Source organism: Rhodococcoides corynebacterioides, assembly GCF_019834675.1.
GTDB classification, from domain to species: Bacteria; Actinomycetota; Actinomycetes; order Mycobacteriales; family Mycobacteriaceae; genus Rhodococcoides; species Rhodococcoides corynebacterioides_A.
Genome location: NZ_JABUBU010000021.1, coordinates 1 through 21119, shown reverse-complemented (window position 1 = coordinate 21119; position 21119 = coordinate 1). Strand labels below are relative to the sequence as shown.

16 protein-coding genes are annotated in these 21119 nt (G+C 71.9%); 6 read left to right on the top strand and 10 right to left on the bottom strand.

The genetic code is table 11. The annotated features are described in order from the left end of the window. Nucleotides 1-5: 5 nt before the first annotated feature. On the bottom strand, nt 6-2060 hold the full coding sequence (locus tag HQ603_RS15915; protein ID WP_222685739.1) for a S9 family peptidase: 2055 nt from the start codon (nt 2058-2060) through the stop codon (nt 6-8). A 55-nt stretch (nt 2061-2115) separates the two neighbouring features. After that, nucleotides 2116-3117 (bottom strand): iron-siderophore ABC transporter substrate-binding protein, encoded by a 1002-nt coding sequence (locus HQ603_RS15910; protein WP_222685737.1) that lies wholly within the window; start codon nt 3115-3117, stop codon nt 2116-2118. Nucleotides 3118-3306: 189 nt separating this feature from the next. Between HQ603_RS15910 and fdhD the strand changes: the two genes are divergently transcribed. Then, nucleotides 3307-4167 (top strand): formate dehydrogenase accessory sulfurtransferase FdhD, encoded by an 861-nt coding sequence (gene fdhD, locus HQ603_RS15905; RefSeq protein WP_222685735.1) that lies wholly within the window; start codon nt 3307-3309, stop codon nt 4165-4167. Here the strand turns inward: fdhD and HQ603_RS15900 are convergent. The 3 genes from HQ603_RS15900 to HQ603_RS15890 all read right to left on the bottom strand — a co-directional run bounded on the left by HQ603_RS15900 (nt 4127) and on the right by HQ603_RS15890 (nt 7029). Then, entirely contained in the window at nt 4127-5509 is a 1383-nt protein-coding gene (locus tag HQ603_RS15900; protein WP_371831065.1) for an amino acid permease, read from the bottom strand. The genes fdhD and HQ603_RS15900 overlap by 41 nt on opposite strands. 144 nt (nt 5510-5653) lie before the next feature. Then, nucleotides 5654-6286: a CoA transferase subunit B gene (locus tag HQ603_RS15895; RefSeq protein WP_222685733.1), complete on the bottom strand. Its 633-nt coding sequence runs from the start codon at nt 6284-6286 to the stop codon at nt 5654-5656. Further along, nucleotides 6283-7029 (bottom strand): CoA transferase subunit A, encoded by a 747-nt coding sequence (locus tag HQ603_RS15890; protein WP_222685783.1) that lies wholly within the window; start codon nt 7027-7029, stop codon nt 6283-6285. Before HQ603_RS15890 ends, HQ603_RS15895 begins: the two co-directional genes overlap by 4 nt. Before the next feature lie 97 nt (nt 7030-7126). On the opposite strand from HQ603_RS15890, the gene pcaD reads away from it, so the two are divergent. The 3 genes from pcaD to HQ603_RS15875 are packed head-to-tail and all read left to right on the top strand — an operon-like array spanning nt 7127 to nt 9940. Further along, a complete protein-coding gene (gene pcaD / locus HQ603_RS15885) occupies nt 7127-7927 on the top strand; it encodes a 3-oxoadipate enol-lactonase (protein ID WP_222685732.1) in 801 nt (266 codons plus the stop codon). Beyond that, a complete protein-coding gene (locus tag HQ603_RS15880; RefSeq protein ID WP_222685730.1) occupies nt 7924-8718 on the top strand; it encodes an IclR family transcriptional regulator domain-containing protein in 795 nt (264 codons plus the stop codon). The genes pcaD and HQ603_RS15880 overlap by 4 nt, the downstream gene beginning before the upstream one ends. A gap of 16 nt (nt 8719-8734) precedes the next feature. After that, on the top strand, nt 8735-9940 hold the full coding sequence (locus HQ603_RS15875; protein ID WP_222685728.1) for an acetyl-CoA C-acetyltransferase: 1206 nt from the start codon (nt 8735-8737) through the stop codon (nt 9938-9940). On the opposite strand, the gene HQ603_RS15870 is transcribed toward HQ603_RS15875, so the two are convergent. The 5 genes from HQ603_RS15870 to benA form a co-directional block, all read right to left on the bottom strand. Then, entirely contained in the window at nt 9907-11289 is a 1383-nt protein-coding gene (locus tag HQ603_RS15870; protein WP_222685727.1) for an MFS transporter, read from the bottom strand. The two genes, HQ603_RS15875 and HQ603_RS15870, sit on opposite strands and share 34 nt — an antisense overlap. 165 nt (nt 11290-11454) lie before the next feature. Continuing rightward, nucleotides 11455-14091 (bottom strand): helix-turn-helix transcriptional regulator, encoded by a 2637-nt coding sequence (locus tag HQ603_RS19155; protein WP_222685726.1) that lies wholly within the window; start codon nt 14089-14091, stop codon nt 11455-11457. Nucleotides 14092-14150: 59 nt separating this feature from the next. Then, nucleotides 14151-16892: a benzoate 1,2-dioxygenase electron transfer component BenC gene (benC, locus tag HQ603_RS15860; protein WP_222685725.1), complete on the bottom strand. Its 2742-nt coding sequence runs from the start codon at nt 16890-16892 to the stop codon at nt 14151-14153. 19 nt (nt 16893-16911) lie between these two features. Then, complete coding sequence (benB, locus tag HQ603_RS15855; protein WP_222685724.1) at nt 16912-17445, bottom strand: benzoate 1,2-dioxygenase small subunit; 534 nt, start codon at nt 17443-17445, stop codon at nt 16912-16914. Between the two features lies 1 nt (nt 17446). Further along, nucleotides 17447-18805, bottom strand: coding sequence for a benzoate 1,2-dioxygenase large subunit (gene benA, locus HQ603_RS15850; RefSeq protein ID WP_222685722.1), 1359 nt, complete (start codon nt 18803-18805; stop codon nt 17447-17449). Between the two features lie 236 nt (nt 18806-19041). On the opposite strand from benA, the gene HQ603_RS15845 reads away from it, so the two are divergent. Further along, nucleotides 19042-19986 (top strand): LysR family transcriptional regulator, encoded by a 945-nt coding sequence (locus HQ603_RS15845; RefSeq protein ID WP_222685720.1) that lies wholly within the window; start codon nt 19042-19044, stop codon nt 19984-19986. Beyond that, nucleotides 19983-21119 (top strand): mandelate racemase/muconate lactonizing enzyme family protein (locus HQ603_RS15840; RefSeq protein WP_222685719.1); only part of this gene is annotated, 1137 nt, incomplete at its 3' end. The genes HQ603_RS15845 and HQ603_RS15840, both read left to right, overlap by 4 nt.

Sequence of the window (21119 nt, the reverse complement as noted above, 5' to 3'; positions counted from 1 at the left end):
CGATTCTAGTTCTCGTCCGATGCGCCGGTTCTGCCCGGTCGCGCGCCCAGCGCCGCGGGCATGGGCAGCTCGCGGCCCAGCACGTGCGTCGAGAGGAAGGCCAGCACCGCGCCGTACCAGACGGCGATGTGGGGTGGCGTCAGGATCCAGTGGTTCTCGTCCGGGAAGTACAGGAAACGGTGCACCGTCTCGCCGTTCGCGTCCGCGGGCGACGCCGACTCGGACAGCAGCTCCCACCACAGCCGCAGCGATTCGCCGATCGGAACCCGGAAGTCCTTGTCGCCGTGCGTGATCAGCATGGGTGTGACGATCTCGGACACCGACAGGTGCGGCGAGTTCTCGAAGGCCATCTCGGGCGTCATCTCGTGGGCCCAGTACGACGCCTCGTCGGTGGTCGGTCCGAACTGGTCGAGCGCCCACAACCCGGCGTGGGAGACGATGGCGCGGAAGCGGTCCGTGTGCCCCGCCATCCAGTTGGCCATGTAGCCGCCGAACGAGCCGCCCATCATGGCGGTGCGGGTGCTGTCGATGTCCGGCCGGTCGGCCACCGCGTCGGTGATCGTGGTGAGGTCGGTGTAGACCTCGGCGCCCCAGCGGCCCCAGCCGCGTTGGACGAACGCCTGCCCGTACCCGGTGGACAGGGCGGGATCCGGCATGAGCACCGCGTAGCCGGCGGCGACGAGCATCCAGGGATTCCACCGCCAGGACCACGTGTTCCAACTGCCCAGCGGACCGCCGTGGACCCACAGCACCAACGGCGCCTGCCAGTCCGGCGAGGTCCCCTCCGGCAGCGCGAGCCAAGCCCGTACCCGGGTGCCGTCCGCGACGCGGACGTCGACGTCCTCGAGGGTGCCGGGCAGCGACGGCAGCGGCGCGGGGGCGTTCAGCACGGTCACCGCGCCGTCCGCCAGCGAGATGCGCACGGGGTGCGGCGGGGCCAGGTACGACGCCCGCAGCGCGAACACCACGTCCCCGGCCGACGCGACCTGCAGGTCCGTGAACGCGCCCTCGTCGGTGAGGCGCGTCGCCGACGTGCGGTCGACGCGGAAGATCGGCGCGTGACCGTGGTCGTCGGCCGTGGCCAGCAGCGCGGACGAGTCGGTGGTCCACGTCAGTGCGGTGGGCCACCGATCCCAGTCCCCACCCCAGCGTTCGCTGAGGCCGGTGGCGAGGTCGAGCACCTGCGCGGTGACGCGCGGCGCCGCGTCCGGTTCCGGATGCTCCTCGCGGAGGTAGGCGACGCGGGTGCCGTCCGGCGAGATCCGAGGGGACGACTGGTCCGCGTGCGGGTCGTCGACGAGGGTCTCGGCAGCCCCGGCGCCGCCCCGCAGATCGAGACGGACCAGAACGTGGCGGGTCACGCCGTCGGCCCCGGGGACGCGACGCGTCGCGACGACGGTCGCGCCGTCCGGCGAGACGTCGACTCCGGTGTCGCGGTAGACGCCCCCGCCGGACGGACCGGCGGCGTCGGGCGTCACGGAGGTGAAGACGCCGTCGGGCCCGCCGATCCCGCCGCCGCTCACCACGTCGAACAGGTGCGTGACCGCCGGGCCGAGATCCGCGTCCCAGTGCCGCATCGGGTAGCCGGCGTGCAGGATCGCGGTGACACCCTTCTCTCGCAGCGCCCGCACCTGCTCGTCGCGCTCGGGGTCACCGAGTACCGGGCCGGTGGCCACGATGCGGTCCGAGCCGACGGCGCAGCACACGGTGTCCACCCCGCCGGCCCGGTACGCGATCCGCTGCGGCTCACCGCCGCGGAAATCCAACGCCCACAGCGCTTTCGGTGCCGAGTCCGTGGTGTCGGCCGCGCGGCGGAACAGCAACCGGCCGTCGGCCGCGAACACCGGATGCGACGCCGACGCGCCGCGAGTCAATCGCCGCGCGGGTTCCGTACCCGCCGGGTCGATCGACCACAGCGCGGTGTCGAATCGCGTGCGGTCCTCCGACAGCGTCGACTGGACGGTGACCAGACGCGTGCCGTCCGGCGACAGCGCCAGTCCCGCCGTGCGCGGGGTGTCGAGGTAGGTCTCGGGATCGGCGAACGGGTGCGCGGCAACCATGCTCGTGAACCTAGACGCTCACCCCGACACCGCGGGGATCGGAACCCCCGGGCGGTCAGCGCACCAGCGGTGCCAGGCGGCCGGGAATCTGGTCGAGCGCGAAGGGCAGCGAGAGCACGGTGCTCCAGGCCATCGCCTCGGCGGCCTCGTCCTCGAGGACGATCACCCGGCCGTCCTGCACGACCGGCAACTGCTGGTAGACCGGCGTCGCGGCGAGCTCGGCGCGCAGCTTGTCCCCGAAGCCCCCGCCCGCGTACCAGACCAGCAGGTCGACGTCGGCGAGGGAGAGCTGTTCGGTGCTGATGGCGGCGAAGTTGGCGTCCCCCACCTGCGCGGCCACCGGCGGGTTCACGAAGCCGAGGTCGTTGAGGAACCGCACCTTCGGGTCCTGCGCGCCGTAGACGCCGAACTGTCCGGGCCCCTGCAGAGCGCCGACCAGCACCGTCTTCCCGGCGAACGCCGGGTTGGCGGTGACCACCGAGGCGAACTTCTCCTCGACGTCGGCGATCTGTGTGTCGGCCTCGGCGGACTTGCCGACGGCGGCGCCGAGCAGGCGTGTCTGGTCGCGCCACGAGATGCCGAAGTCGGCGACTCCCGGCGGCGCGGTGACCGTGGGGGCGAGGGCGGAGAGCTGGTCGTACTCGCCCTGTGTGACGCCCGCGTACGTGCCGACGATCAGGTCCGGGCCGACCGCGGCGACCTTCTCCACGTCGATCCCCTCGGCGGCCGTCCCGACGATCTCCGGCGTGGCTCCGCCCAGCAAGGACTGCGCCCACGGCCAGGTCGCCCCCGGGTAGTCGCCGTACCAGTCGAAGACCCCGGCGGGGACCACGCCGAGAGCGAGGAGGGTGTCCTGATCGTTGTAGCCGACGCTGACGACGCGCTGCGGGTCGGCCGGCACGCCGATCTCGCCGTACTTCGTGTCGACGGTCGCGCCGACCTCGTCGGTCGACCCGCCGTCGGAACCCGAGCCGCAGGCGGCGGCGCCGAGCGCGACGAGGGCGCCCGAGGCACCGATGAGGAACGTCCGACGTGAGACACGGGGCGACGAGGCCATGGGCGTGGTGATCCCTTCGAGATCCGGTTGCCGCACACGAGTGCGATGGAGAGGTAAGGCTAACTTGTGTCGGCCCGTGGTGGCGGCGCGACGTGACGGACGTGCGTCTGCGTCACCACGAACGCGGGTCCACTATGGAGACATGACCAGTAGCGCCTGCCGCCCCCACCTGTCGTTCGGACGTTCCTGATGGGCCGCGCGTCGGTTCGTCGCCCGGTGCTGCGTATCCGGGGACCGCACCACTCGTCGAGGCCGGACACGCTGGTGGTCGAGGAGCCGCTCGAGATCCGCGTCGCCGGTCGGGCTCTCGCGGTCACCATGCGCACACCGGGGCACGACGTCGAGCTCGCCCACGGCTTTCTGCTGACGGAAGGCGTCATCGCCGGCCGCGAGGACGTCGCGATCGCGCGGTACTGCGACGGCGTGGACGACGAGGGGCGCAACACCTACAACGTGCTCGACATCGCTCTCGCGGAGGGCGTTCCGGCGCCGGATCCGGGCGTGGAACGCAATTTCTACACGACGTCGTCCTGCGGCGTGTGCGGGAAGGCATCGCTCGACGCGGTGCGTCTGACGTCCCGCCACGCACCGGCCGGGGACCCGGTGACGGTGGACACCGCCGTCCTCACGTCGCTGCCGGACACGCTGCGCGAGCACCAGCGCCTGTTCTCGACCACCGGCGGCCTGCACGCGGCGGCACTCTTCGACGCCGACGGCCGACTGCTCGTCGCGCGGGAGGACGTCGGCCGGCACAACGCCGTCGACAAGGTCGTGGGCTGGGCGGTGTCCGAGGGCCGGGTTCCCCTGACCGGCACCGTCCTCATGGTGAGCGGCCGGGCGTCGTTCGAACTGGCGCAGAAAGCCGTGATGGCCGGGATTCCCGTGCTGGCCGCGGTGTCGGCGCCGTCGTCGCTCGCGGTCGACCTGGCCGACGAGACGGGTCTGACCGTGGTGGGGTTCCTGCGCGGTGACGGGATGAACGTCTACACCCACCCGCACCGGGTCACGATCACGGAGCCGGCTGCACCCGCGGGGAGCGCCGCGCGGTGACGGCACCGACCACCGCGAGCCCGGCGACGACGACCGCCATCGCCAGCACCTGCTGCCGGGCCGCCGCGTCGGTCAGCATGAGCACGGTCAGGCCGGCGAGCAACACCAGGGCGAACCAGCTGAGGTAGGGGAACCCCCACATGCGCACGGGAAGCGGGCCGGCCGCCTCCAACCGGCGCCGGAGGCGGAGTTGCGCGGCCGCGGTCATCGCCCAGATCGCGAGCAGCGACGCGCCGACCGCGTTGAGCAGGAAGGTCAGCAGCCCGTCGAGATCGAGGTAGTTCAGGGCGACCGCGACGAAGCCGAAGAACACCGACACCAGGAGCGCCGCGCGGGGGACGCCGGATGCGGTGACCCGCGCGAGCACGCGGGGGCCGTCGCCGCGATCGGCGAGCGAGAACATCATCCGGCTGGTGGCGTAGATCTGGGCGTTGAACGCACTGAGCAGCGCCAGCACGATGATCGCCTCCATGAAGCCGACCACCCCCGGCAGACTCGCCTGCTGGAGCACCAGCGCGAACGGGCTCTGCGCGGCGGACTCGGCCGGCCCCAGGGAGTTCCACGGCAGGAGCAGGGTGATGACGAGGATCGACCCGAGGTAGAACACGCTGATCCGCCACACGACGCTGCGGACCGCCCGGCCCACCGACCGAGCGGGATCGTCGGACTCGGCCGCGGCGATCGTGACGATCTCGATCCCGCCGAACGCGAACGCCACCACCAGCAGTCCCGCGGCGATACCCGAGACGCCGTTCGGGGCGAAACCGCCGAGCCCGGTGAAGTTGGTCCAGCCCACCGGATCCGACGACGGCAGCAGCCCGAAGATCAGCAGCCCACCGATCACCAGGAAGCCGACGATCACCGCGATCTTCACGGCGGCGAACCAGAACTCGAACTCGCCGAAGTTGGCGACGCGGGCCAGGTTCACCGCGGCGAACACCACCATCGCGACCAATGCAGGAATCCAGGGGTCGACGCCGAACCACCGGCCCATGAACGCGGCGGCGCCGGTCATCTCCGCGCCCATCACCATGATGAGCGTGAACCAGTAGAGCCACCCGATCGCGAAGCCCGCGGTGCGCCCGAACGCCATCTCGGCGTAGGTCGAGAACGATCCCGACGACGGGGACGCTGCCGCCATCTCCCCCAGCATCCGCATGACGAGAACGACCAGCAGCCCGGCCAGCGCGTAGGACAGCAGCACCGCCGGACCGGCGGCGACGATGCCCGCGCCGGTGCCGAGGAAGAGTCCCGCACCGATGGCGGAGCCGAGGCCCATCATCGTCAGGTGGCGGACCTTGAGTCCGGTGGAGAGAGGTGTCTGCTCGGGCGTGCTCATGATGGTGCGAACGCTAGCGCCGATCGGGATGTGACCTGCGCCGGGGTCGGGTCGTGCGGCCCGGGGTTCCCGCGCTGCCGATGTGCTCGCGCGCCGGCAACAGCCAGCGCGCGAACCGACTCGCAGCGCGGGAACGGAGGGGACGGGTCAGCGCACGATCAGGTCGGCTTGGGTGGCCGCGCGGACCTCGTCGACGGTGACGCCGGGGGCGGTCTCGACCAGCACCAGCCCCTCGGGCGTCACGTCGAGCACGGCGAGGTCGGTGACGATGCGGTGGACGCAGGCCGCGCCGGTGAGCGGAAGGGTGCACTCCCGCATGATCTTCGGGCTGCCGTTCTTCGAGACGTGATCCATCATCACGATCACCCGCCGGGCTCCGTGGACCAGGTCCATCGCGCCACCCATGCCCTTGACCATCGAGCCGGGGATCATCCAGTTGGCCAGGTTGCCCTGCGCGTCGACCTGCATCGCGCCGAGCACCGCCACGTCCACGGCGCCGCCGCGGATCATGCCGAAGGACTGCGCGGAGTCGAAGAACGACGCGCCGGGCAGCACCGTGATGGTCTCCTTGCCGGCGTTGACCAGTTCCGGGTCGACGTCGTCCTCGGGCGGGTACGGCCCCACCCCCAGCACGCCGTTCTCGGAATGCAGGACCACCGTCACGTCGTCGGGAATGTGGCCGGGAACCAGCGTCGGCATGCCGATGCCGAGGTTGACGTACTGGCCGTCCTCGAGTTCGGCGGCGACGCGGGCCGCCATCTCATCGCGCGTGAGTGTCATGACCGCACCGTCCGTCGTTCGATTCCTGTGGTGACCGGCCCCACGGGGACCACGCGCTGGACGTGGATGCCGGGGGTGTGGATGTCCTCGGGCCGCAGCTCACCGGGCTCGACGAGGTGCTCGACCTGCGCGATGGTGATGCGGCCGGACTCGGCGGCCGGTGGGTTGAAGTTGCGCGCGCTGGCGCGGTAGACCAGGTTGCCCATCCGGTCGCCCTTCCACGCGTGGACCAGCGCGAAGTCGGCGACGATGCCGCGTTCCATCACGTACGTGACGCCGTCGAACTCGCGGGTCTCCTTCGGCTGCGACGCCAGGGCCACGCCGCCGTCGGCGTCGTAACGCTGGGGCAGTCCACCGTCGGCGACCTGCGTGCCGACGCCCGCCGGGGTGAAGAAGGCGGGGATGCCCGCGCCGCCCGCGCGCAGACGCTCGGCGAGCGTCCCCTGCGCCGTCAGTTCCACCTCGAGTTCGCCGGCGAGGTACTGCCGCGCGAACTCCTTGTTGGACCCCACGTACGAGCTGATCGTGCGCCGGATGCGCCCGGCCTCGAGCAGGATGCCGAGGCCCGTGCCGTCGGTACCGCAGTTGTTGCTCACCGTCTCGAGATCCCGCGCGCCCTGCTCGAGCACCGCGGCGATGAGCACGTTCGGCACTCCGACGAGCCCGAACCCGCCGACGGCGATCGACGCCCCGTCCGGGATGTCCGCGACTGCGTCGGGTGCCGACGCGACCACCTTGTTCATCATGTCCACCACTGTAGCGCGGTGTACGCTAGTCGGACAAGAGTCCGCGATGCGGACATACACACCAGCCACACAAGCCACGACCCAGGAGCGCCCGATGACCGTCCCGCTCGCCCACGACCTCACCCCGGCCCCGAGGCCCGACGCGCCCACCGTCGTCCTCCTCGGCTCGCTCGGTTCGGACCGCTCCATGTGGGACGCGCAGGTCGCCGCCCTCGCCGATGTCGCGTCGGTGCTCACGGTCGACGTCCGCGGCCACGGCGGCAGCCCGGTCACCGACACCGACACCGACACCGGGGCACCCGACGGCGTGACGGTCGACCACCTCGCCGCCGACGTGACGGCCCTGCTCGACGACCTCGGCCTCGGTCGCGTACGCGTGGTCGGCCTGTCCCTCGGCGGTGCGGTCGCGCAGACCCTCGCCGCGCAGCATCCGGATCGAATCGCGTCCCTCACGGTCCTCTGCTCCGCTGCCCGATTCGGCGAGCCAGACGCGTGGACCACCCGCGCGGACACCGTGCGCCGTGACGGCGTCGCGTCGATCGCCGGCTCCATCGTCGAGCGCTGGTTCACCGCCGAGTACGCCGCGGCGCATCCCGACGTGGTCGACCGCTGCGTCGCCATGGTCTCCGCGGTCCCCGACGAGGGATACGCCGTGTGTTGTGAGGCCCTGTCGCGCTTCGACTCTCGGCCGCTGCTCGGCACGATCACCGCTCCCACGCTGGTGATCGCCGGTGACCGGGACCCGGCCACGCCACCGGAATCGCTGGCGGTGATCGCCGACGGCATCGCGGGTGCCCGACTGGAAGTCCTCTCCCCCGCAGCGCATCTCGCCGCGATCGAACGTGCGGCCGAGGTGTCCGCCCTCGTCCGCGCCCACGTCACGGCGCACTCGTGACCGAGCCGCGTGCCACCTCGCCGGATCACGTGCAGTCGCTCGCGCGCGGACTCGCCGTGATTCGCTGCTTCGACGCCGCCCACCCGCAGCGCACCCTCGCGGACGTCGCCCGGGCGACCGAGCTGAGCCGGCCGACCGCCCGCAGGTTCCTGCTCACCCTCGTCGAGCTCGGCTACGTCCGCACCGACGGCGCCACGTTCGCGCTGACCCCAGCGGTGCTGGAACTCGGCTACTCGTACCTGTCGTCGCTCGGGCTGCCCGAGGTCGCGCTCCCCCACCTCGAGGCCCTGTCCGCGGAGGTCGGCGAATCGTCCTCGGTGTCGGTGCTCGACGGCGACGACGTCGTGTACGTCGCGCGAGTTCCGGTGCGGCGCATCATGACCGTCGCGATCACCATCGGGACCCGCTTCCCCGCCTACGTCACGTCGATGGGTCGCGTGTTGCTCGCCGCCCTCCCGGACGACGAGCTCGACGCCTACCTCCGCCGGACCGACTTCACCGATCTCACGGGCCGCACCGCGGTCACACCGGAGTCGCTGCGCGACCGCATTCTCGCGGCGCGGTCCGACGGCATCGTCGTGGTCGACCAGGAACTCGAGGTCGGCCTGCGCTCGCTTGCCGCCCCCGTCCACGGGCCCGACGGCGCCGTCGTCGCCGCCCTCAACATCAGCACCCCGGCCGCCCGCTACACCGACGAGGACCTGCACTCCGTTCTCGTTCCGGCGCTGCGCCGCACCGCCGCCGCCATCGACGCCGATCTCACCCGAGTCGGCGTGACCACCCAGCCCTGACCACCCGGAGGACCCCATGCCCGACGCCGTCGTCTGCACCCCGCTGCGCACCCCCGTGGGCCGCTTCGGCGGAACGCTGAAGGACGTCACCGCCCCCACGCTCGCCACCACCGTCGTCGCCGAGATCCTCACCCGCACCGGCCTGTCCGGGTCGGACGTCGACGACGTGATCCTCGGCCAGGGCTCGCCCAACGGCGAGGCTCCCGCGATCGGCCGCGTCGCGGCCCTCGACGCCGGCCTCGGCATCGGCGTCCCCGGCCGCCAGGTGGACCGCCGCTGCGGCTCCGGACTGCAGGCGGTGCTCGACGCCGCCATGCAGGTGCAGTCCGGCGCGAGCGAGATCGTGCTCGCCGGCGGAGTGGAGTCGATGTCGCAGACCGAGTTCTACTCGACGGGGATGCGGTGGGGGGTCCGCGGCGACGCGCTCGCCCTGCACGACCGCCTCGCCCGCGCCCGAGTCACCGCCGGCGGCACCGCATTCCCCGTCCCCGGCGGCATGATCGAGACCGCCGAGAACCTGCGCGCGCAGTACGGCATCTCCCGCACCGACCAGGATGCGCTCGCCGTGCAGTCGCACCACCGCGCCGTCGCGGCGCAGGACAACGGGGTCTTCGCCGAGGAGATCGTGCCCGTCACCGTGCCGAACCGCCGCGGAGACGTCGTCGTCGACCGGGACGAGCACCCCCGCGCCGACACCACCACCGAGTCCCTCGCCCGACTGCGCCCCCTCCGCGGCGCGATCGACCCCGAAGCGACGGTCACCGCCGGCAACGCCAGCGGCCAGAACGACGGCGCCGCGCTCTGCGTGGTCACCACCCCGGAGAAGGCCGCCGCGCTCGGGCTCGAGCCGATGGTGCGCCTCGCGGGCTGGGCGGTGTCCGGTGTCGCCCCCGCCACGATGGGGATCGGACCGGTGTCCGCCACCGCCGCCGTTCTGGGCCGCCTGGGTCTGACCCTCGCCGACATGGACGTGGTCGAGCTGAACGAGGCCTTCGCCGCGCAGGTGCTCGCCGTCCTGCGCGAGTGGGAGATCGATGCCGACGACCCGCGGCTCAATCGCCACGGGTCGGGCATCTCCCTCGGACACCCCGTCGGTGCGACGGGAGCCCGCATTCTCACCACGCTGGCGCGGGAGATGGTCCGCACCGACGCACGCTACGGTCTCGAGACCATGTGCATCGGCGGCGGTCAGGGCCTCGCGGCGGTCTTCGAACGCGTCTGACCGGCCGCAGCCGGGTCCACCGGTCCCGCCGTGCGCCGCGGCACCGTCAGGGTGACCGCGGCGCCCACCAGGGCGACACCGGCGAAAAGGTGGAACGCCGTCGCCGACGACACCCCCGCCCCGAGCAGCAGCCCGCCGACCAGCGGACCGCCGATACCGCCGAGTCGTCCGAAGCCGGCGCACCACGCCACACCGGCCGCCCGAGAGGACGTCGGGTAGTAGCCGGAGACGAACCCGTAGATCAGGACCTGCGTGCCGATGGCGCCGATCCCGGCACCCGCCACCGCGACCAGCAGGACGCCCAGCGGCGCACCGGACGTGAGGACCACCAGGGCGAGCGCGGCCAGACAGAACGTGGCCGCGACCACTCGCTGCGGACCGGTGCGGTCGGCCACCCGCGACGCGATCAGACCGCCGACGATGGCGCCGCCGTTGAGCACCAGCAGGAAGGACAGCGAGCCTTTGGCGTTGTACCCCGCCTCCGACATGATCTGCGGCAGCCAGGTGTTGAGGCCGTAGGTGAGCAGCAGTCCGCAAAAGCTCATCGACCCGAGGAGAAGGGTCGGGCGACGGAGCGGACGGCGGGCGAGCGCCGCGAAGCCCACCCGATCGCCGGGTGCGGACACCTCGGCGTCGGGCACGGGAATGCCGGTCGACGCGCAGACGGCGCGCGCGTCGTCGACGCGTCCGCGAGCCAGCAACCACCGCGGGGACTCGGGCATCCGCAGGATCGCCAGCGGCAGCAGCGTCACCAACGGCAGCGCGCCGAGCCAGAACAGTCCCCGCCACCCGACGGCGTCCTCGGCCACGATCGCCGCGAGGGACGCCAGCACGCCGCCCGCCGGGATGCCGCTGTAGACGATGGCGTTGAACAGGTTTCGGCGATCGGCCGGCGCGAACTCCGCGATCATGGCGCCCACGCTCGCCACCAGGGCGCCCACGCCGATGCCGGTCAGGAACCGCAGGGCGCCGAAGGTTCCGACGGACGGGGCCAGCGCGGTCGCACCCATCCCCACCGAGAACCACACGATGGCGGTGAGCATGGTGCGGCGACGGCCCATGCGGTCGCCCACGGCGCCGGCGAGCAGCGCGCCGACCATCACTCCGATCAAGGCGTAGGACCCGAGTGCCCCCGCCGTGGCGGGGTCGATCGCCCCGAGGGCCGTGGGGTCGGCCAGCAGGGTCGGCAGCACGGCGCCGTAGACCACGAGGTCGTAGCCGTCGAACACGATGGCGGCCGTCGCGAGAGCGACGATCCAGAGAACGCTGCGGCGGTGGCGATTGCTCGCCCAACCGTCCGTGCGGGACACGGCGACCGCGACGCGGCCGTCGTCGGCGGAGGTGGTCATGGGGATCCTGACGTCGAAGGGGGACGTCCTGTGCCGACGAGCGGCCGGGACGGGGTAGATCACGATCGTCACCCGCCATGACGTGGATCACACCGGATGATCACCCAGTGCCGACCCGGGCACCGTTCGGACGCCGGAGCGGCCCAATCGACTTCGCGGCGTGCGTCATTCGCTCCCGGCCGACCGAGCGGCGAGCTCGGCGCGCGAGCGGATCCCCAGTTTCGCGTAGACCCGGGTGAGGTGGAACTGCACCGTCTTCACCGACAGGAACAGCTCCGCCGCCACCTCCCGATTCGACATGCCCGTCGCGACCAGCGACGCCACCGCGTCCTCCTGCGGCGTCAGCGCATCGTGCGGCCGGTCCTTCAGCACGGCCCGCATTCCCCCCGCCTTGAGCTCCCGTTCGCACCGCGCCACATAGGTGTTCGCGCCCAGCGCGAGGTACGCGTCCCGCGCGGCGGAGATCACCACGTCGGCCTCCCGCCGCTTGCCGGCACGCCGCAGCGTCTGGCCGTACGCGAACTGCACGCGGGCCCGGTCGTACACCAGCGGGAGATCCGCCAGTGCCGTGACGGCGGACTCGAACGAGTCCCGTGCGGCGTCGAGATCGCCACGCGCACCGAGCAATCGGCCCCGTGCGTACGCCAGCCGGGCACCGGCCGACCGGTGCCCGCGCAGACGCACTCGTTCCTCGTGGGCGCGGAGGAAGGCGTCCGCCTCGTCCAGCCGCCCCTCGACGACGAGCGCGTTGGCGAACACGTCCGGCCACGGCCAGAACCCCGGTTCGGAGATGTCACCGCGCGCCCAGTCCTCGGTCAGCGGAGCGAGGATGCGCAGCACCGCGGCGTAGTCCGCCCGCGCCTCCGCGACCGCCGCGCGCGCGAGGAGCGCCGGGACGCGCATGATCTCGTAGTCGCGGACCCCCGCGTCACCCGCCCGCGCGCTCTCGTCGGCCGCGTCCCAGTCCCCGCGCAGCGCGTGCACCTGCGTCACCGTCCAGCGCAACAGCGGAACGATCAGATCGGACCCCGACCGGTCGGCGAGGTCGAGACCCGCCGCCGCGACCCGCAGCGCGGCGTTCCAGTCGCCGGTCGCGACGTGGCAGCGCGCGAGCCACCCGTGGGCCCACAACGAGATGCGCGTCGATCCGCCCAGGAAGTCCGTCGGGAGTGCGGATTCGAGTTCGGCGCGCGCCGCGTCCGGGCGATCGGTGGCCAGGTGCAGCCATCCCGCCCCCATCTGCACCCGCTGCCCCATGGCGCCGGACTCGACGTGGGCGAGCAGATCGTCGTAACTCGCCAGTGCCTCCGCGGTGCGGCCGGTCGACCCCAGGCCGAGCCCACGAATGGTGCGGGCCTCCACCGCCGTTGCGTCGGTCGCCCCGACCAGGTCGACGGCGCGGTCGGCCCACGTCACCAGGTCCGCCCCGCGGCACCGCGCCAGATTGTGCAGGACCTCGCGGTGGCAGATCGTGGCGGCCGTGCGCGGATCGTGCTTCTGCCGCACCGAGGTCCACGCCCGGTGCAGCCGCGCCTCCGCGTCCTGTGGCCGTCCCCGCAGGATGGCGAGGTACCCCAGGACGGCGTTCTTCGCCGGGGTGTCGCGAAAGCTCTCGATCTCCGCGCTCCAGCCCGCCGCGGTGGGCACGTCGCCGGCGCCGATCGCGGCGTCCACCGCACGCACCAGCCGGGCGTCCCGCTCGGCGGCATCGGTGCTGGCGCGCGACGAGAGTGCGTAGAGCCGTGCGGCCGTGGCCCATTCGCCCCGCGTCGCGCGCTCGGCGGCGACCTCGTCGAGCCGATCGGACACGGCCGGGTCCGGGACGGCACGGGATTCGACCAGATGCGCCAGGGCGTCGGCCCGGTCCTCCACCGTCGTCGCGGCGACCCGGTGCAGACGGGCGCGCTCGTCCTCGCCGAGCATCGCGAGGATCGCCGCGCGCACCACCGCATCGGTGGTGTCGACGGTGACGGCGGTGGCCGAGCGGTTCACCGCGAGCAGGTCGGCCCGCTCCGCCGCGTCGAGGGCGGACCACGGATCGTCCAGTGCCGCGACGGCACACACCGTGGGCAACGGTGTCCGGTCACCGAGCACGGCGGCCGCCGTCACCAGCGCACGCACCGACGCTCCCCCGTCGGACACCGCGTCCCGCACGCGTCGACGGTCCGCGGCCGGAGCCGGGAGAACGGGCCGATTGATGCGCCAGGCGTCGGGTGGCAGCTCGTCGAGGAGGGCCGCGACGACGCCGGGTCGGCCGCTCGCGTGACGCGTGAGGTGCTGGGCCGCCCTGTGGGACAGCGTGATTCCGCGTTCGGCCGCCATGTCGGCGACGTCCTGCACCGAGGCACGCGAGAGGGCCACCTCGACGTCGGCCGACCGGGCGAGCACGTCGTGGGACGCGGACGACCCACCGTCGCCGGAGTGCACTCCGCACACCATCGACACTGCCCCGTCGCGGTGGTGGCGGATCGCCGTCGTCATCGCGCGCAGGGAGTCCGGATCGGCGTGGTGCGCGTCGTCGATCACCACGACCGTCGGACCGGTGCGCCCCGACGTCACCGGGTCCGGCAGACCCAGCAGGCCGAGCACGCCTCCGGGTGACGTCGTCTCCCACGGGACGGCGCGGACATGCCGGACCTCGACGGGCCCAGTCCGCGCCAGGTCCGCGGCGACGCGGGCGAGCGCCGTGGACAGGCCCGCCCCCCGCGGGCCCCGGACCACCACGATGCACCCGCGCTCGGCGGTGCCGGCGAGGAGGGCGATCGCGTCGTCGCGGCCGCCCGTCGGTCGGGTGGGGCTCACGCGGTCACGGTAACCGTGCTGCGCCGCTCCCCGCGGCGATCCGGGCCGCACGGTCACCGTCAGCCCGGGTCGCCGCCGGCCACCGGCAGGACCGTGCCCGTGATGTACGACGCCTCGTCCGACGCCAGGAAGCAGATCGCCGCCGCCTGCTCGTCGAGGGTGCCGTACCGGCCCATCAGCGACGAGGACGTCGTCTGATCGACCAGATCCTGGTACCACTGCCGCTCGCGATCGTCGGCCGGTCCCGGTCCGCGCGGAATGCGCCGCGGCGGGGCGTCCGTGCCGCCGGGTGCCGTCGCGACCACGCGGACACCGTGAGGTGCCGCTTCGAGGGCGAGGGCCGACGTGATGGCGTTGACGCCACCCTTGGCCGCCGCGTACGGCACCCGGTGGATTCCGCGCGTCGCGACGGACGAGACGTTGACGATGGTCCCGCCTCCGCCGGCGATCATGTGCGGCAACACCGCTCGGCACGACCAGAGCGTCGGGAACAGCGAGCGCCGGATCTCCTTCTCGATCTGATCGGCCGGGTACTCCTGGAACGGCTTGGCCCAGATGGTGCCGCCGACCACGTGGACGGCCACGTCGATGCGGCCGTGTCGGTCCATCGCCGCGGACGCGAGAGCCTCGGCGCCCTCCATCGTCTCGAGGTCGGCCAGCACCGCGGTGACGGGTCCGCCGGACCCGCCCTGCGCGGACAATTCGTCGGCCACCGAGTCGACGAGTTCGGACCGGTCCGCGAGCACCAGGGTCCCGCCCTCGGCCGCGATCCGCCGGGCCACCCACTCGCCGATCCCCTGCGCGGCGCCGGTGACCGTCACGACCTTGCCCGCGAACCGGCCCGGGCTCACGAACTTCGGGCGCTTCGCGGCCAGTGTGTCCGCCATCGCGCGCTTCATCGTGGCCTTCGACCGGTCGGCGTGGTCGGCGATCAGCGTCCGCGCGCGCTCGCGGTCGGCGGCCTCGATGGCGTCGACGATGTCGAGGTGGTCCTGGGCGCACCGCGGGTCGCACCACGTCGCCCCGCGCAGGACCTCGGCCATCGCCGCCTTCACGCCGAGCGCGGTGTACGCCTGCAGGAGGTGGTCGTTGCCGGTCGCGGTGAACAGATAGTCGTGGAAGGCGGCGTTGGTGTCGGTGTAGGCCGCCGCGTCGACGAAACGGTCCCCGTCGACGTAGCGGGTGGTCGCCTCGGCCAGCAGCCGGTATCCGGCTATCTGCTGGGACGACAGTCGGCCGACGACGAGCTCCAGCGCGCCGAGCTCGAGCGCGCGTCGCGCCTCGAAGACCGCATCCGACTCGTGCACCGACGGGTGTTCCTCGCCGATCTCGTAGGGCGGGGCGGTCGACGTCGGTGCCGCCGGGCGTGGGGCGGTGAGTGGCGCGAGGTCACCCGACGCGGGCCGGATCGCCTGCCCGACGATCGTGGCCGCGACGTCGTCGGCGTCGCCGCGCACGTCCCGGTCCGGATCGTCGGTCACCACGCCGTCGCCGCCGGCGGACGGCAGCATCTGCTGCCCCGCCACCGCTCGGGCCGTCGCGAGGTCGTCGCGGAACTCGACCGTCGTGCTCGAGGTTCCGCCCGATGTCGTCGCACGGGAGGCGAAGACCTCTTGGCCGCACAGCCGCCGGACGGGGTCGTCGGACACCGGCACGTCGGGCGCGTCGGCCGCGCGCCCCGGGACGTCGGGCACCGGAACATCGGGCACGGAGACGGCGGGCACCGGGGCGTCGGGAACGTCGGGCGCCGAGACGGGCTGCGGAGGCGCCGCGGCGTCGGACGACGGCGCGAACTTCTCGTAGTAGAACCCGGTCGGTTCGACGCCCCGCTCGGCGAAGTGCGTGCGCACCGCCTCGACCATCGGCGGCGGGCCGCACAGGTAGACCGCGACGTCGCCGCCGTGGAGGTGCTCGTCCTCGATCAGCCCGGTCACGTAGCCCGTGTGCGGGGCGGCGGACGCCGGATCGGACACGCAGTAGTCCCACGTGAAGTTCGGCAAGGACGTCTCGAGGTCCCGCAGGACGTCGAGGCAGACGACGTCGTCGTCGGTGCTGGCGCCGTAGACCAGGTGCACGCGTCGGACGCTGCCGTTCTCCCGCAGCGTCCGCAGGATCGCGAGAACCGGCGCCAGCCCCGTCCCGCCGGCGAGCAGCAGAGCCGGCCGCTCGGCCTCACGCAGGAAGAAGCTGCCGTGCGGGCCGGTGAAGGAGACGGTGTCGCCCACCTGCGCGCGGGACAGCCAGGACGACATCAGCCCGCCGTCGATCAGCTTGATCAGGAACTCGAGCTCGGACGATCCCTGGACGCAGCTGAAGGAGTAGGACCGCGTGCCGACCTCCCGGTCGGACCCCGCCTCCGGCCCCGGCACCGAGATGTTGACGTACTGCCCCGGGAGGAAGGCCAACTCGTCGCCCGCCGGCGCGGCCACCGCCAGCCGCACGGTGGTGGGCGACAGACGGTCCACGGCCGTCACGGTGGTCGTGTACGTCGCGGCGCGGGTCTTGGCCACCGCCGAGGTGCTCGCGATCTGCAGCACCAGGTCCGACTGCGGCGTCATGCTGCACGGCAGGCAGTACCCGTCCGCCGCCTCGGCGTCCGACAACGCGTCGTCCAGATAGGTGCCGCCGTCGAAATCGCCGGACTCGCACACGGCCTTGCAGGTACCGCAGGCCCCGTCGCGGCAGTCGAGAGGGATGTTGATGCGCGACCGGTAGGCCGCGTCCGCCACCGTCTGCCCGTCCGAACAGGTGATGAAGCGGGTGACGCCGTCCTCGAAGGACAGCGCGACACGGTGACTCATGAGTTCTCCTCTCGTGCCGTCAGAAGTGATAGATGTCCACCACGTGGTGGATGTAGTCGTTCTTCAGCACCACCGTCTTGCGGCGGATCAACGGGGAGTCGCCGGAGAAGTCGATGGTGTAGAAGGACGTGCCGTAGTACGGATCGACCGTCTTGTAGCGGAAGTACATGGTGTGCCAGTTGAAGCGCACGTCCACCAGATCGCCTCGGCGCGCGATGACCTCGACGTTCGAGATGTTGTGGCTGGTGCGCGGTTCCGGGATCGAGGTCGCGCTCGAGCGCTCGGTGCGGATGCGGAACACGCGGTCCTCGAGGCCGCCCTTGTTCTCGTAGTAGACCAACGAGATGTCGGTCTGCGGGTCCTCGGTGAGTCGGTCGTCGTCACCCCAGGAGGGCATCCAGTACTCGACGTCGTCGGCGTAGCAGGTGAGCCACAGCTCGAACTCACGGTCGTCGAGGTACCGCGCCTCTCGGTAGAGGAACTGCTCGATGTCGTTCTGCGTCACCGTCTTTCCGGTGGTCACGGAGGGACGGCTGTCGGTCGAGGTGGTCACGTCACTGTCCTTCGGTGGTGCGGTCGAGTGCGGCGAGGAGCGTGGACCGCCAGTAGCCGTGTTGCACGGCGAACAGGCCCTCGTCCTCGTTCTTCACGCCGGCGGAGACGACGCCGTCCATGCCCAGCGCCTCGGCGACGGGGTCCGGCCCGGTGAGCCAGTGCTCGGCGCCACGGCTCATGTCGTTCCACCGGGCTGCCGTCGCCTGGAAGGTCAGCTGGCAGGAGCGGAACTCCTCGAGGTCGTCGGGGGTCGCCATGCCCGAGGCGTTGAAGAAGTCCTCGTACTGCCGGATGCGATGGGCACGGGCTTCCTTGCTCTCGCCCTTGGGCGCGATGCAGTAGATGGTCACCTCGGTCTTGTCCGGCGCGATGGGCCGGAAGTGCCGGATTTGCGTCGAGAACTGGTCCATGAGATAGACGTTCGGGTACAGGCACAGGTTGCGCGAACCCTTCACCATGAACTCGCCCTTGGCGTCGCCGTGCGTCTTCTTCAGCTCGTCCAGGCTGTCCCACAGCGGGCGGTCCTGCGGGTTGGCCGCCCACGTCCACAGGCACAGATGCCCGTTCGGGTAGGACCAGTAGCCGCCGCCCGACTTGCCCCACCCGCCGGCGTCGAGCGCCTTGGTGGTGTTGGCCGACTCCCCGTTGTTCCGACGCGAGGTGGTGGCCGCGTAGTTCCAGTGGACGGCGGAGACGTGGTATCCGTCGGCACCGTTCTCCGCCTGCACCTTCCAGTTGCCGTCGAAGGTGTAGGTGGACGACCCGCGCAGCACCTCGAGCCCGTCCGGCGACTGGTCGACGAGCATGTCGATGACCTTCGTGGTGTCACCGAGGTGCTCCTCGAGCGAGGTCACGTCCGGGTTCAGACTGCCGAACAGGAAGCCGCGGTAGTTCCCGAACTTCGCGACGCGGGTAAGGTTGTGCGACCCGTCGACGTCGAAGGTCGCCGGGTAGCCGGCTCCCTCGGGGTCCTTGACCTTGAGCAGCGTGCCGTCGTTGCGGAACGTCCAGCCGTGGAACGGGCAGGTGAGGGTGGTGCGGTTGTCGGTCTTGCGGCGACACAACATCGCACCGCGGTGCGCGCAGGCGTTGATGAGGCAGTGCAGCTCGCCGTCCTTGTCACGGGTGATGACGACGGGCTGGCGGCCCATGTGGACGGTGAAGTAATCACCCGGGTTCGGCAGCTGCGACTCGTGCGCGAGATAGATCCAGTTGCCCTCGAAGATGTGCGTCATCTCGAGTTCGAAGATCTGCTCGTCGGTGAAGATGGATCGATCGGCGCGGAAGACGCCGGCGGCCTCGTCGTCGACGACGGCGCCGTCGACGCGTGCTCGCACGTTGTCCAGGATGTCGGTCATCGTCAGGCCCTTCGGGTCGATGCGGGGAATGGACCCAGCCTGACGACAGGTGGCCGAGGTCACACCAGGGCTTTTCCCGGATCCGGCCCGGACGTCTATTCATCGCCAGCAGCGATCAATCGGCGACGATCATGTCTTTGTGTCCGAAGGATGGTCGGACCTACTGTGGTACCGGTCACCGGCTCGGGCGAGACGCCGGAGTGGGTGACACTCCCCCGTCGAAAGCGAGAACCGCCATGGAGCTGCGCCACCTGCGCCACTTCGTCGCCGTAGCCGAGACGCGCCACTTCGGCCAGGCGGCCAAGCGGCTCTTCCTCGCCCAGCCGGCGCTGTCGCAGTCGGTCCGTCAGCTCGAGGCCGAACTGGGTGTGACCCTGCTGGCCCGCACCACCCGCCAGGTGACCCCCACGCCGGCCGGGGCCTACTTCCACCGCGAGGCCGTGCGCATCCTGGCGGCGCTCGACGACGCCGTCGACGGCGTCCGCCGGATCGACGACGGACACTCCGGGCTCGTCCGCATCGGCTTCACCGGCACCGCAGCGTTCGATCGCCTGCCCGCGATCGCCCGGGCCGTCGGCCGCCGGCTGCCCGGCATCGCGCTCGAGATCCACGGCGACCTGCTCACCCCCGCTCAGGTGGAAGGGCTGCGGGCGGACCGGTTGGACCTCGCCGTCCTGCGTCCGCCGGTGGCAGGTCACGATCTCGTGGTCCGCACCCTCGCCACCGAGTCGCTGGTGCTCGCCCTCCCGGCCGACCACCGCCTCGCCGACGAGCCCTCCCTCGAAGTGCTCGACGTCGCGCACGACGGGTTAGTGATGTACGCGGACTCGCATTCCGCCGTCAACGACGTCGTCGTGCGCAGTTGTCGCACAGCGGGATTCGCGCCGAAGCGTGCGCACGACGCGCCCGACACGTCCGTCCTGCTCGCCCTCGTCTCCGCCGGACTGGGCGTGGCCATGGTGCCCGAGTCCGTCCGGTCGATGAAGCTCGACGGCGTGGTGTTCCGTGACGTCGCCGGAGCCGAGACCATCGACCTCGCGCTGGCGTACTCCCGCGACGCGCCCGCCGCGGTGCACGCGCTCGTCCGCGCCCTCGAGGATGCCGGAATCCTCCCGACCGACGCCGTCGACGCCGGCCGCACCTCCCCCGAGCACCTCCTCACCACCGAAGGACTGTCGTGAAAATCGTTGCCGTCGAGGCGATTCCCTATCGCATCCTCTACCGCAAACCGCTGCGCTTCGCCAGCGGCGAAATCCACGCCGCGACGCACGTGCTGGTCCGCGTCCACACCGACGACGGCGTCGTCGGCATCGCCGACGCCCCGCCCCGCCCCTTCACCTACGGCGAGACCCAGCAGGGCGTCGTCGCGGTGATCGAGACCGTCTTCGCGCCCGCGGTGATCGGACTGACGCTGCACGACCGCGAGGTGGTGCACGGACGGCTGTCGCGGACGGTGGGCAACCCGGTCGCGAAAGCCGCTCTGGACATGGCGATCTGGGATGCGCTCGGTCGTACCCTTGACACCTCGGTCACCGAACTGCTCGGCGGCTGGACCGACCGCATGCGGGTGAGCCACATGCTGGGGTTCGACACCCCCGCCGCGATGGTCGACGAGGCGAACCGGATGCGCGCCGACCACGGCATCGAGACGTTCAAGGTGAAGGTCGGGCGCCGGCCGGTGTCCCTGGACACCGCCGTCGTCCGGGCGCTCCGCGAGGGCCTCGGCGACGACGTCGAGCTCTACGTCGACGGCAACCGCGGCTGGACCGCCTCGGAATCCGCCCGCGCGATGGCGGAGATGGCCGACCTGAATCTGTCTCTCGCGGAGGAACTCTGCCCCGCCGACGACGTTCTCGGACGCCGCTGGCTGGTGTCCCAACTCGCCGTTCCGTTCGTCGCCGACGAATCGGCGGTCACCCCCGCCGAGGTGACGCGCGAGATCCTCGGCGGCTCGGCCACCGCGGTCAGCATCAAGACCGCACGCTCCGGCTTCACCGGCGGACGGCGCACCCACCACCTGTGCGAAGGGTTGGGCGTCGAGGTCGTGATGGGCAACCAGATCGACGGCCAGCTCGGCTCGGCCTGCACCGTGGCGTTCGGCGCCGCGTTCGACACCACCTCCCGCCGCGCCGGCGAACTCTCCAACTTCCTCGACATGTCCGACGACCTGCTCACCGAGCCGCTGACCATCACGGGCGGCGAGCTGCAGGTACCGCCCGGCCCCGGCCTCGGCGTGCAGATCGACGACGACAAGCTCGCGCACTACCGCACCGACACCGTCACGTCGCGAGACGGGGGTTCGGAGGGCCGGGGG